This is a genomic window from Maribellus mangrovi (assembly GCF_037646455.1).
GTDB classification, from domain to species: domain Bacteria; phylum Bacteroidota; class Bacteroidia; order Bacteroidales; family Prolixibacteraceae; genus Draconibacterium; species Draconibacterium mangrovi_A.
This window is the reverse complement of sequence record NZ_JBBIXN010000001.1, coordinates 816,253-829,218: the sequence shown is the minus strand read 5'-3', so window position 1 is coordinate 829,218 and position 12,966 is coordinate 816,253. Positions and strand designations below refer to the sequence as shown.

General features: G+C 39.2%; 9 protein-coding genes. 8 read left to right on the top strand and 1 reads right to left on the bottom strand.

Features of this window, described 5'->3' with window-relative positions; genetic code table 11:
• Positions 1-19: 19 nt before the first annotated feature.
• A complete protein-coding gene (locus tag WFY05_RS03185) occupies positions 20-2,155 on the bottom strand; it encodes a helix-turn-helix domain-containing protein (protein WP_340111277.1) in 2,136 nt (711 codons plus the stop codon).
• Positions 2,156-2,401: 246 nt separating this feature from the next.
• On the opposite strand from WFY05_RS03185, the gene WFY05_RS03180 reads away from it, so the two are divergent.
• The 8 genes from WFY05_RS03180 (at position 2,402) to WFY05_RS03145 (ending at position 12,934) form a co-directional block, all read left to right on the top strand.
• A complete protein-coding gene (locus WFY05_RS03180) occupies positions 2,402-2,947 on the top strand; it encodes a hypothetical protein (protein WP_340111276.1) in 546 nt (181 codons plus the stop codon).
• A 78-nt stretch (positions 2,948-3,025) separates the two neighbouring features.
• The gene (locus WFY05_RS03175) at positions 3,026-4,195 is read left to right on the top strand and encodes a leucine-rich repeat domain-containing protein (RefSeq protein WP_340111275.1); all 1,170 of its coding nucleotides are present in this window, start codon (positions 3,026-3,028) and stop codon (positions 4,193-4,195) included.
• Positions 4,196-4,351: 156 nt separating this feature from the next.
• Entirely contained in the window at positions 4,352-5,608 is a 1,257-nt protein-coding gene (locus tag WFY05_RS03170) for a T9SS type A sorting domain-containing protein (RefSeq protein ID WP_340111274.1), read from the top strand.
• A 73-nt stretch (positions 5,609-5,681) separates the two neighbouring features.
• Positions 5,682-7,853, top strand: a complete 2,172-nt coding sequence (locus WFY05_RS03165) for a hybrid sensor histidine kinase/response regulator transcription factor (protein ID WP_340111273.1) — start codon at positions 5,682-5,684, stop codon at positions 7,851-7,853.
• 105 nt (positions 7,854-7,958) lie between these two features.
• Positions 7,959-8,411 carry a hypothetical protein gene (locus tag WFY05_RS03160; RefSeq protein ID WP_340111272.1) on the top strand — a complete coding sequence of 151 codons (453 nt, stop codon included), beginning with the start codon at positions 7,959-7,961 and terminating at the stop codon, positions 8,409-8,411.
• A gap of 135 nt (positions 8,412-8,546) precedes the next feature.
• Positions 8,547-9,737: an alpha/beta hydrolase gene (locus tag WFY05_RS03155; protein ID WP_340111271.1), complete on the top strand. Its 1,191-nt coding sequence runs from the start codon at positions 8,547-8,549 to the stop codon at positions 9,735-9,737.
• Positions 9,738-9,856: 119 nt separating this feature from the next.
• Positions 9,857-10,387 carry a hypothetical protein gene (locus WFY05_RS03150; protein ID WP_340111270.1) on the top strand — a complete coding sequence of 177 codons (531 nt, stop codon included), beginning with the start codon at positions 9,857-9,859 and terminating at the stop codon, positions 10,385-10,387.
• A gap of 393 nt (positions 10,388-10,780) precedes the next feature.
• Complete coding sequence (locus WFY05_RS03145) at positions 10,781-12,934, top strand: hybrid sensor histidine kinase/response regulator transcription factor (RefSeq protein WP_340111269.1); 2,154 nt, start codon at positions 10,781-10,783, stop codon at positions 12,932-12,934.
• Positions 12,935-12,966 lie beyond the last annotated feature (32 nt).

Below are 12,966 nucleotides of genomic sequence, written 5' to 3'. Positions count from 1 at the left end.
TTATTTTTGTTTAATCCGTTCAGACATCTTCCTTTTCAGGTTCTATAAATCCCTTCTCAATAAATAACTGCTTTGTCTTTTCCCTTTCAGTACCGAAGTGAGATAATATCTGCTGATAGTATTTCAGAAATTGTTGATCCTTTTCCAGATCTTGAACACGTTTCAAATAATTTATTTGAGAGATTGTTTCACCTGGCATAGTTTCCAATTGTGAAATTTTATCAATACAAAGCAGTACCGAATCTTTTTGGTTTAGTAAAGAATAGGCAAGTGCAAGCTGAATACAGTTTCTGGATTTCATTGGAGTTGCTATCGTATCGATTAATGCACTACGGTTTTCCAGCGTTTTTTGTATATGCCACATGCTTTTCTTTTCTTCTCCAAAGTATTTATAAATACAGGCCATATAAATGTTGGGATCCAGGTACCTGTTTTGTTTTTTGAAAAGATCAACACGTTTTTTTAAAAAGAAGTATGCAGAATCCATATAGGCTATCCCGGAAAATACACTGGGATCATATAATAAATAGCAGTTCATAAGGAAATTAACAAATGGAATTTCGGAGGTATCCAAATGATAATACTTGTACAACATCTCCATATATAGTTTTGGCCCTCTTGGCGACGTTGCAGGTATCAGTGAGTATTTGTAATAAGCCGAATCCAATGTCTTTTCCAGAGCCGAGTGTACAAACTTATCACAAACATCAGGGAATCCAACACCCGCTGCAACTGCATTCAGGTAATGTAGGTCACTTATTTCTTCTAATTCTATATCCGGTAAATTTTCTTCAAATTTCAGCCAGCTTTTTATCGCGTTATAATAGTCTTCTTTTATATAAGCCAGATAGCCGCAATAACGGTAATATTCACTTGTGTTTTGTGGATTTTTTGCCAGTTCCGAATCTTCAAATTTAGCAGTACTGTTGAGTGAGTGGATGAACATCTTCAGCGCGTCATTGCCTTTGCCATATTTCTCCGCATTATTTATCGCAATTCTTGCAGAATCAAGATGATTATGAAAGGTGTTCAGGTTTAAAAATTCTGAAATATACCTGTTGGGCAACATTCGGTACGAATAAATTTCAGCCAGTTTTAACCAGGCTTCGGCAAAAGTGGAATCAATCTCAATGGCAGCTTTAAATTCTTTTATTACTCTGTGCCATTCAGGTGAAAATTTATGGTTTTTTGCATATTCCGATAAACCAATTCCCATGTTATAATGACGAAGTGCTGCTTTATTTTCAGTCAGTAAAACAGATATCTTCTCTTTTTCTTCTTTTGTGGGGCTGATTCTTAATTCCTTCGCCACATCTAAGGTTATTTGATTGGAGATTTCATCCACGTTTTCTCCGTCAGGATTCAAGCTGTATGTGTTTCCCGAGATTTGTTTTCCCGTTTTTGTATTGTCCAGAAGGGTATTTAATTCCAGTTTATTACCGACCTTCCCCACACTGATTGAAATAACAACATCAGCCCTGAGATCTTTATTGATCTGATTCAGGTCCGGGAGAACCGACAGGTTTTTGTATTTGTCAGTCTCCAGTTTTGAAATAACATCCAGGTTCTCAAGATTACCCAAGTCGCCATGCAAATGAATCCGTAAAGCACTTAAAGCACTGTAAGTATTTTCTGTGGAATTCATCTCACTCAGAGGAAGGATAGCAATGGACAGTTTCGAATCTCCAAACCTTCTGTTTTTAGTTGAGAAATAAAGGAGGAGAAGTACAATGATAAACGCAGTAATGACGACTCCGCTTAGGATGGTTCGCTTATTTGTTTTCTTCTCCTTTACCTGCTCTTCTTCAATTTCATGATTTCCTTTTAGTACATCTCCCGGAGGGAAACCATAAAAATCATGAAAACATTTGGTAAAATAGGTAGTACTGCTAAAACCAACCTGGTAGGCAATTTCGGCCACGGTACCACTTTTATTCTGAAGCAATTCAATAGATCTTTTTAATCGGGTTTCGCGAATAAAAGTGCTCACTGATTTTTTGATCACCTGTTTTACTTTTCGGTGAAGGGTGGTGCGGCTCATCCCCAACTCGGCGGCCAGCTCGTTTACACCAAAGTTTTCATCGGCCAAATGTTCGTCGATAGCCCGGGTCAGTTTCTGCAGAAATTGTTCATCCATTGAAGGTCGTGCCGACATCTGAAAGACTTTTGGTTTTTACTCAAATTGAAATGATACTATAAGTTACTAATAATTAGAACGTCAAACAATGTTTTATCGAATGTCACTAGTGCCTAGTAGTTTTCATTTTTCTAGTACTGAAACATGATTTAAGCTTTTGAAACGAGGTTTAAATCATTTGAAACACAGCTGTTTTTGCTTGTCAGTTATTTGCAGGAACTTGCTAATTGAGAAATTCAGTGTTTAACCAAAAATCAAAAAGTCATGAAACTAATTAAATTTTTAATGATCGGCATTTTTATTATGGCCACTTCCTGTACCGAAACTTTTATAGAAGAACCGGATCCGGTACTGAAGAGCGGAGTGAACAACCCTCTGGAATTTGAAACTGTATTTAGCACAATCCTAATTTCCCAAACTGATTTTTACCCATGGGGAGACGAAGGTTGGTGGGCATTCGATCTCGTTTATGAAGGCAGCGGTATCGCAAAACATATGGGTAATACCGAATTGCTAAAATATATGAAGGTTACAGGTTTAGGTATGCAATTCCCATTTTACACCAACGCCAATACGGCATACATTTCAGCAAATAAAGACACACTCTGGTTTATAACCAGTTCGGAAGTTTATCCTGACCCTGAATTAGGGTGGCCAAACAAGATTTTTGAAAATTTTCAATCAGAGTTTCTTTACGGCACCGGTAGATTTGCCAAAGCAACAGATGGTGAGGTTACAAGAATTGCAACCACTGCGGATCCTGATACAGGTGAGGGAACAATGACAGAAAGAGTGATCGTCTACTTTTAGGAGTTGAATTAAATACTGGCGCGCGTTTTCGAACGCGTGCCATTGCTAAAGAAAGTCTAATCATTAACACAAAAAGTCATGAAACGATTTTATTTACTTCTAATAGTCTTTATTTGTCTGCCGGGCTTATTAATGTCACAAACTTCCGTTGGCGATGAATTTACGGTTGACGGTATCAGATACGAAGTAAGCGGCATAAATAAGGTACAGGTTACCAGTGGGGAAGATTATATCGGTGAAGTTACAGTGCCTCCCGAAGTTGCTTATCAAGGAGTAGATTACAGTGTGACGGGAATTGGCGACGGTGCTTTTTCTGATAGTGACACCTTGGTGAGAGTTAATATTCCCACTTCGATAGTTTCGATTGGTAAACAGGCATTTAAAAGTTGTATTGCGCTGGTGGAAATTGATCTTCCTTCTTCCGTAACTTCCATTGGAGATAGGGCTTTTAACGATTGTATCAGTTTAAAAAGTATCTACATTCCCGAATTTGTTTCTTCAATCGGTGTTGGTGCCCTTGAAATATGTTCTGATGTATTTGCCTCAAGTGTGCGTGCTGCATTAACTATTGATGTTGATACGAACAATATTGCCTTTATGAGTGAAGACAACGTCGTCTACAATAAACAGAAAACAAAACTTGTATTTTGCTCTGCATTAAATGCCGGAAGTTTTGAAATACCTGAAACGATTACAGAAATAGGACAAGAAGCATTTGGCTTATGTATGAACCTTAAAAGCATCGATATTCCAGCTTCAGTAAAATCTGTAGGATCTTTTGCTTTTGCAGCATGCAGGGGGCTGAACGAGATATATGTTCACAGCTTCACACCACCACTATTAGTCGCCGTTGAAGAATTTCCCGGCAATAGCACTTTTGCATTTATCAATATCTCGCAGTGTACACTTCATGTTCCTGCCGGCTCAAAAAGTGCTTATCAGGCTGAAGAAGGATGGAAGGATTTTAATATCGTGGATATGAAGACAGATTCTAAGTTGTTGACAGGAGTTTCTGATGAAAGATCAATTATGCCATTGTATATCAAACTGTTTAACAAATCTCTGCAAATCTCAAATAACGAAACACCGGTGACATTGGCACTGTTTGATCTTTCAGGCAGATTGATTTATAAATCTTCAATTTCGGCTTACGAGTCTATCACCACACCCGAATTGCTTACAGGAATTTACATTGTAAAAGCCTCCTCTTCGAATGGAATATATGCACGGAAAATAGTGATTCAATAATTTGATATCGTTCGCGTTTTAGTCTGAAAAATTCCAATTTGTTTGTTGAAGGAAGTTTGGGAAGTTTTGGCAAACATCAGGGAAAATCCGGGAAGTCGTTTTATGTTTTTGGTGATAAATTGGCTTTAAAATCAAATCAATTGAAATTATCAAGCCATGAAACGAATTCTACTTTTAATTGTAACGATAAGCCTGTTTAGTGTCCTACAGGCGCAGGAAAATACCTGGAATGTCTACCTCCGGGGACAGGCAGTAAAGTCAGTAGCCTTTGAGAACGATTCTATTTGGGCACTAACCGATAGTTTTCTGGTAAGGCTGGATAAAAACGATTCCGGCACCACTCGTTATCCTTACCTGGAAATACCGGAACTTGCAGAAAATACTTTCTATAATTTGAAAATAAGTAACAAAGGTACAAAATGGATTTCCTTCGGGAATATTATACCGGATGTAAACAGACTTTATAGTTTTGATGAAGGAGAGTGGAAAAAATATAATCTCCCCTATGATTTTTGGGTGCCTTCTTCAATAGAAACCGATAAAAATAGCTGTTTATGGCTTACCTCTGCCGGATTGGGGAAAAGCTATATTTACAAATATGATGGTGCTCATTTTAAGAAGTATACATCTGATAACTCCGGAATGGCCTACAACTACGTTTACGCAGTAACTTCCGATCTGAGTGGAAATATCTGGTTCGGAAATACCTATCGGAATCGGATTGATTACGGTGGTAGTTTGCCCGACATGTCCCTAATGAAGTACGATGGAGAAGCTTGGTCTTCTTTTCCCGGACCATCATGCTATTATGCAAAGGTAGTATTCGATAACTCAGATCATTTATACATTCAGGGTTACATCTATAAATCCACTAACGAACTGTTTAAGTGGAATCTGGAAGACAATTCGTGGACGGAATATTTAAGTTTGAATGAAACCTTTTCGTTGCAGGCAATTGACGGTCAGAATAAAATCTGGTTCACAATTGGCAGTAAAGGCATCGCGCATTTTAACGGAATGGATTGGACGTATTACACGACATCAAATTCTTCATTACCTTCCAATAACGTGAACCAGATTGCCATTGATGCTGACGGAACCAAATGGATTGCCACTGAAAATGGACTGGCATCATTGAAATTGGCAGCAGCTGTCAGTTCGGAATTGTCAACAGAACAAAAGTCATTTTCTTTTTATCCAAATCCGGCACACGATTTTATAAGTCTAAAAATACCTAGTGATTTTCAAAGTTCAACGGTCGATATAATAAACTTAAACGGACAGGTGCTGCTAACTTTCAACATTAATAACAAACTAAATCGACTTGACGTCAGTAAAATCCCAGCCGGTGTTTATCTGCTAAGAATTCAGTGGCAGGATAACCAAAGCCTGAAAAAATTCGTAAAGCAATAAACCGGCCGGGTGACTGTGAGATCAAACAACTAGTCACCCGGTGAATTATTCGGCAACTAACTTTAAAACTGCCATGAATACCATCCCAATACCACCGCGAATTAAAGCCAGACTAAACTATTTTCTGTATGATCGATTTGATACAGAAGAGAAAGACATGAGAAAATACCATGTCTGGAGTCAAATGATTACTCTGGGTTTTATGCTTTCTCTTCTGGTGCCTTTGCTTGGCAATGTTGCTATTGTTAAAGCATTTGGATTGACAGGTTTGTGTCTTTGGTCAGTTTTGGCTATCAGCTATATTTTTGTAAAAAGGATTAAGTATTTATTGCTGGCTGCCAAAATTGGAATGGAAGCTATTGTATTTTATTTCGTGTATCATACCGGAGGAATTTTAACCAGTGGTGGAATCATTTTGGTAGGAGCTGCACCGGTTCTGTTCTCTCTTATATTTAAAAATTTCCGATGGATGCTTCTGGTTTTTTCTATCTATTTTATTTCAGTAAGTACCTTAATGGTAATGGACAACCATCTTCCCGGGAAGGATTTAATACCGCCGGATGTAAATGTGCAGCTTTTTGGAATAACATTTATTGCTATTACGTCATATGTTTTTGCTTTTGCTTTATACGCACAACGGATTTATACCAACCTGGAACGCAGGGAGACTGAGCGCCAAAAAGAAATCAGCAATGCCAAAACCAGGCTTTACACCAATATCACGCACGAATTCCGTACTCCACTGACGGTTATTTTGGGGCTGGCAGATTCTTTAAAAAATAACGGGCAGAATAACATTCCCGGTAAATCGGATACCATTATTAAAAACGGCAAAAACCTGCTTCAACTGGTTGACCAGATGCTGGATTTGAGCAAGCTCGAATCGGGCCGGATGTCGGTGAATAAAATAAGCGCTAACATCATTCCTTTTCTGAAATATGTTTTTCAACTGCAGGAGTTTTATGCCGAGGAGAAAAATATCTCCATGCAATTTTCTTCCGAAAGCCAGTCCTATGAGCTTGAATTTGATCCGGAAAAGCTGGCATCGATTGTTTCCAACCTGCTAAGCAACGCCATAAAGTTTTCACCCGATGGTGGACAAATCAGCATGAAAGTTTACCAGAAAGATCAGAACATCTGTTTTGAAATTAAGGACAATGGTATTGGAATTCCGCAGGAGAAACAGGATACTATTTTCGACAGGTTTTACCAGGTTGATGGAGAAAACACCCGCAAAGAAGGCGGCGCCGGAATTGGACTGGCCATAACCCGGGAATTAGTGCACCTGTTGGATGGTTCTATAAACGTTCAAAGTAGTCCAGGAATTGGTACCATTTTTACAGTAAAACTGCCCTATATTACTGTTACAAAAAAATCAGTTGGATTTGCAGATCTGTATGACGAAGCTGTATCCCTGGAAGATAAAACGGATCTGGATGATTTAATGCCAATCAGTTCCAACGGTCATCAACGACTGTTGATTGTTGAGGATAATCCCGATGTGGTGGGTTATCTGACAGCCTGTTATCAAAATCATTTTTCAATTCATATCGCACAAGATGGGAAAGAAGGTTTTGAACTGGCGGTGGAAGAAATTCCCGATATCATTATCAGCGATGTGATGATGCCTGAAATGGATGGTTTTGAATTGTGTACGAAGTTGAAGGAAGATTTCCGAACCAGTCATATTCCTGTCATCCTGTTAACAGCAAAAGCCGATATTCCTTCCCGGATTGAAGGTTTGGAAACTGGGGCCGATGCGTACATTGTAAAACCGTTCAACCAGCGCGAGTTGCTGGTGCGCATGCAAAAGCTCCTGGAATTGCGCAGAAAACTCTTCCGCCGATACAGCAACGGAAATACACATGAAGTTTCTAATGATCCGGTCATTCAGAAAGAGGACAAATTCTTTCAAAAATTGAACGAAATTGTTCAACGAAACCTGGGAGATGAATTCTTTAATATCCAGGTTCTGTGCGATGAAATGGCCATGAGTAAATCGCAGTTGTACCGTAAATTCAGTGCGCTTACCAATCAGTCGGCTGCAAAATACATTCGTACCTTGCGCATGAAAAAAGCCAAAGAACTCTTGCTGACCACATCAATGAACATCACTGAGGTGGGTTATGAAGTGGGAATGAAAAGTGTGTCAGCATTCAGTCAGCTTTTTAAAGATGAGTATGGCGAAAGTCCGCGGGAGTTTCAAAGTCAGCAACAAATCAATGAGAATGTGAAGTCTAATTAAAGTTGGGAAGTTTCATAAAAACATCAGGAAGAACCATAAACACCTTTCTTTGTTTTGGGGCTAAATTGCTTTAAAAATCGGTGTTTAACTTTAAAATGAAAAATCATGAAAATCTTCAAAACTTTTTTAATCGGCTTTGCCCTTTTGGGTATGTTAACCTTTAGTGCTAATGCTCAGGGAGTATCCTCAAGAATGGAACAGGTTCCTATGGTATTTTGGTGTGGTTGTGCCGGAGAATATGTAGGAGGAACGCTTAGTGTACAGGTGGTTATGAATGATAATCTCGTGCATTACAACATTAAAACAGAAAAACTTGTGGGTTTGTATGTGGACGAATCAACCGGGGAATTTATCGAATCAGGTAATGAATACACTTTCACAAGAGTAATGAATTACAAGCCTGAGTCGGGCGATCTGGTTTTAAATATGAGAAATATACGCACGGTTGGCGATGTATTGGGACTTGTTACCAACTTTCAGGCACACGGACCGGCCGAGATGGATGGAGTGAATTTCATACCCCTGGAAGGAGCCAAAGTAAGTTTGGTTTGCCATTAGTTTGATACTGAGGGAAAGACTTTCAATTCGATTTCTCTTTTCTAAAGTAGCAACAATCGGCAATTTTTTTAGGAAACCAGGGAAATGAGCCTCTTGGTTTTCCCATAATTTACATTCAATTTAAAACCAAAAATCATGAAACGAATTATTTTTATATTAATCGGATTCCTGATTCTAAGCGTAGCTTGTCAGGATGAGTTTGTCGAACCTGAAAACGATGTGTCAGTTGTTACAAAAAGTGCGATTGTTATTCCTGATGGATTAACAGAAGGCACGGTAATAACGACACAGTTCTACAGCCCGTCTTTGGAGGGGAATTTGCTCGGCGATCCGGCCTTGCGCAATGTGAACATTTATCTTCCACAGTCCTATTTCAGCTGTCCGGATAAAAGATTCCCGGTTATTTATTACCTGCACGGAATTCCGGCGTCGGAAAACGCATTACTGACTCCCGTGCCCTACATGATCCTTGAACAAATAGCCTTATTACAAGCTCCCGTCGATTTTCCACAGGAAGGTTTCACGCAATGGATCAACAACCTGATGAACTCCGGCGAGGTAAAAGAAGCCATTATTGTCATGCCTGACGCATCTACGAAATATGGTCACTCAGGGTATGCCAATTCGCCCGTTCAAGGCAGTTACGAAGATTATATCGTTCAGGACCTGGTCCCTTTTATCGATGAAAATTTGCGTACAATTGCGCATTTTAACTGGAGAGCAGTAGTCGGTCATTCTGCCGGAGGAGCCGGAGCTTTGAAACTGGGGATGAAATACCCGCATGTATTTCGTCATGTTGCAGCATCATCACCCGGGATGGGAGGTTCTGCGGGTATTCTGTTTATGGCCCCGTATATGCTATGGGAAAAAGACTTATGGGACGGAACACTCCTCCCCACAACTCCTTACAACCCGATGCAGCCCTACAAGTTTGTTACAAATACAATCTATTCTACGGCTGCTGCTAAACTTCCCAATCCCGACAATCCGCCGCTCTATGTTGATCTCCCCTTTACCTTTAGTGCTACAGGGGAAGTCATTCCGAACGAAGCTTTGATGCAGAAACTGGATGCCCAAAGTCTTTTCGCACTTTCTGCGACATATCAACTCGGTCTGAAAAAACTAAAAACTATTTTTATTGATGTCGGATCGAATGATGATTTGCTTGCTTACGAGCCTAACGTTTATTACCACAACTACTTAACCCAGCTAAAGATCAAGCACGAGTTTGAAATACACGACGGAACTCACTTTAGTCACTTGTTCGCTAGTCTGGGCAAAGCACTCGGTAAAGTTACCTATGCTTTCCCTGATCACGACGACTAACGATTTTTTAAAAGGTGGTGCAGAAAGTCCCGGCGGCTTCTGCCCGCCTTTTTCACTTCCTGATTTAAGATTCGGGAAGAATAATAAAAAAAGAAAGTTGAACCTAAAAAACAAAAGTTATGAAACGAATTATTTTTCTACTATTCGGGATTTTCATCTTTGCTTTCGGATGCAATGAAGATATCCTCCCTGCAGATCCTTTATTGGAAAATGAAACCTTGAAAAAAGCTGAAGTCAAGATGGTACCATCAATAGGTGAAGTGTTTAATTATTATAATGAAGAGCATCCTGACTGGGGAACAATATCTGGCTTTCTTTCGCATTTTGGAAAACTGGATGAGACGAAAAGTACCTGGGAATTTGTGAGTAGTGATATGTCTCAATTTCCCCCACTAATTACTTCTATTCATGATATTGTATTTTGCGCTGCTAATGGAGATTTGGCATATGGAACATTTACCGGAACTGTGGATGTAACAACTTTTGAAGTTAATGGCACCCTGGTTCTTGAAGGTGGTACCGGTAGATTTGAAAATGTATCCGGACAATCGACTGTGAATGGTTATGTTGTGTTCGATGAGGAAGGGAATAGACTTGGAATGTATTTAGCAGGTGAAGGTGAAATCTCCAATGTAGGAAGCAGTAAATAATTGCTGCTCTGCCTGTAAATTCATGTGCGTGAAACGAAGTAGTTGCATTGCAAATCGATCTCCAGTTTTAAATGGAGAAAAATGAAAATCCTCTGGAATTCGACTTTCCGATTTAAAATCCGATAGAATATCGGAATGGGTTGGACGATGTTTTCGAATGATTTTCACGAATACGAGGATTAATGAGATTTGTTAGACCCGGACATATTTAAAAGAACTGATAACAGGGAGGCTGCGGCTTTCCTGTTTTTTTATGCTTATCAGTAATTGATTATTAGTACACAACTTGGATCAAGAAAACAGCTCACGTTTACTTATTTATCTGATTCGTATTTTGTAACTTAGTTAGAATAAAAACTTTGTGAACGAACGAGTTAACTAATCGAATTCTAAATGTCACTCCGGTTTAGTAATTATATTACCTGGCTTGAAAAATTCTTTCTGGGAGAAGATGAAGACGACAAGCACAGAAAAAGAAAATCAGTTCTGTTGACTGCTTCTTTCGTGTTTATGAGCTACACGCTCGTCGTTACAATTTCAGTATTGATCCTGAGACAGCGCATAATTTCTTACTACGGGATTTCCATGTTCCTGACCTATTTCCTGTTTTTTAGTTTTGTCAAAATAACAAAAAACATCGACGTCGTTTTTTTCATAGAACTGATCGTAATTATTATTCATACAGCTTTATTTATCGTACTTCTGGGCGGTATTCCATATTCCGGTGGAATTGTATTGAGCGGATTGGTTGCTACTATTTTTTCCATACATTTCGAACGCATAAAATGGTCGTTAATCCTTTTTCTTCTATACTCTTTGTCCTTAATTATTGCCGGCATTTTGCAACCAATTGTAAAAATTGAGCCACAAATGCCACCAACTGTTAACCTGATTCTGTTCATCATATTTTCAGTCTTTCTTTGTGGGTTGACCACCTTGTTTATTGCCGACGTTGTAAATGAAAGAATCCGTATCCAGGAGTTCATGGTAAATAAACTCCGGGAACTCGATACTACAAAAACCAACCTGTACACCAATATTACCCACGAATTCCGCACCCCCATAACCGTCATCCTGGGCATCACCGAAATCTTAAGTGATCAGTTGGATAGCAGGCAAAAGGAAGATCTTTCGCTGATCTCGAGAAATGGAGAAAAGTTACTGAAGCTGGTGAATCAAATGCTTGATCTCGCAAAACTGGACTCAGGAACCATTGAACTGGATAAGATCAATGGAAACATAATCGAATTGCTGGACTATGTAGTCGCTTCATTTGAAAGTATCTCGAAACAAAAAAATACACGCTTACATAAGTTGTATGATACTCCTGAAATATTCATGGATTTTGATCCTGAGAAGATGGAGTCAATTCTCACGAACCTTTTGGACAACGCACTCAAAAATACCGAAAACGGGGACATTTATATTATGATTTCGCCTGAAAAGGAACACAACAATTTGATCATAAAAATCAAAGATACAGGCTCCGGTATTCCCGCTGAGCTGGCAAGTAAAATTTTTGATCGTTTCTTCCAGGTTGAAAAATCCGAGTCGGGGCTAAGCGGTGGAACTGGAATTGGCCTGGCCATTGTAAAGGAATACATACAGTTGATGGGAGGTGAAATAAGTGTGAAAAGTGAAATCGATAAGGGGACGGAATTTACAATTCAAATCCCGGTAATCAATGAGCTCACTACGACCGATGTTCCCCTCAGAAAGCGAATTGCCGGACATCAAAACACCGTTGAAGAATCCATTCGGCCAAAAGACAAAAAGGATTTGCCGGTTTTACTGATCATTGAAGACAATCAGGATTTAACACGTTTTCTGATAAAAATGTTGAATGACGAATTTGAAATTGTAGCGGCAAATAATGGAAAAGAAGGTGTTGATAAAGCGCTGGAACACATACCTGATATTATTATTTCTGATGTTATGATGCCTGAGATGAATGGGTTTGAAGTGACCGACCGATTAAAAAATGATTTGAGAACCAGCCACATTCCGGTGCTTCTTTTAACTGCAAAAGCCGATGAAAAATCAAAACTGGCGGGATTATCAAAAGGTGCTGATGCCTACATGGTGAAACCGTTTAATAAAAAGGAATTAATTGTAAGGCTCGAAAATCTGGTTGATTTGCGAAGAAAATTGAAGTCGAGGTATAAATATTACATCCCCGAATTGATTCAAAGCGGAAAAGGGACTTCACTCGACGAAGTTTTTCTGAAGAAGGTAAAGAATGATCTGGAAAAGAATTACTCGGATGAAAATTACAATACCGAACAACTTTGCCAAAACATAGGAATGAGTCGGGTACAATTATTCAGAAAGTTAAAAGCGCTGACGGGGAAAGTACCATCGCTGATGATACGTTCTTACCGCCTTGAAAAAGCACGAAACCTGATCGTATCGACCGACCGTCAGATTGCCGAAATTGCTTACAATTGCGGATTTGGAAATGCAGCTTATTTCACACAGGTGTTCAGCGAAATTTACGGTGTTTCGCCTACTCAAATGCGAAACTCAGAGTTCGATTCTGTAACCTGAACAACAGTAATGTAACCCAGTCAACATTCCAT

Coding starts and splice junctions, on each gene's coding strand:
- WFY05_RS03185 (WP_340111277.1), bottom strand. CDS start 2,155: ATGTCGGCACGACCTTCAATGGATGAACAATTTCTGCAGAAACTGACC.
- WFY05_RS03180 (WP_340111276.1), top strand. CDS start 2,402: ATGAAACTAATTAAATTTTTAATGATCGGCATTTTTATTATGGCCACT.
- WFY05_RS03175 (WP_340111275.1), top strand. CDS start 3,026: ATGAAACGATTTTATTTACTTCTAATAGTCTTTATTTGTCTGCCGGGC.
- WFY05_RS03170 (WP_340111274.1), top strand. CDS start 4,352: ATGAAACGAATTCTACTTTTAATTGTAACGATAAGCCTGTTTAGTGTC.
- WFY05_RS03165 (WP_340111273.1), top strand. CDS start 5,682: ATGAATACCATCCCAATACCACCGCGAATTAAAGCCAGACTAAACTAT.
- WFY05_RS03160 (WP_340111272.1), top strand. CDS start 7,959: ATGAAAATCTTCAAAACTTTTTTAATCGGCTTTGCCCTTTTGGGTATG.
- WFY05_RS03155 (WP_340111271.1), top strand. CDS start 8,547: ATGAAACGAATTATTTTTATATTAATCGGATTCCTGATTCTAAGCGTA.
- WFY05_RS03150 (WP_340111270.1), top strand. CDS start 9,857: ATGAAACGAATTATTTTTCTACTATTCGGGATTTTCATCTTTGCTTTC.
- WFY05_RS03145 (WP_340111269.1), top strand. CDS start 10,781: ATGTCACTCCGGTTTAGTAATTATATTACCTGGCTTGAAAAATTCTTT.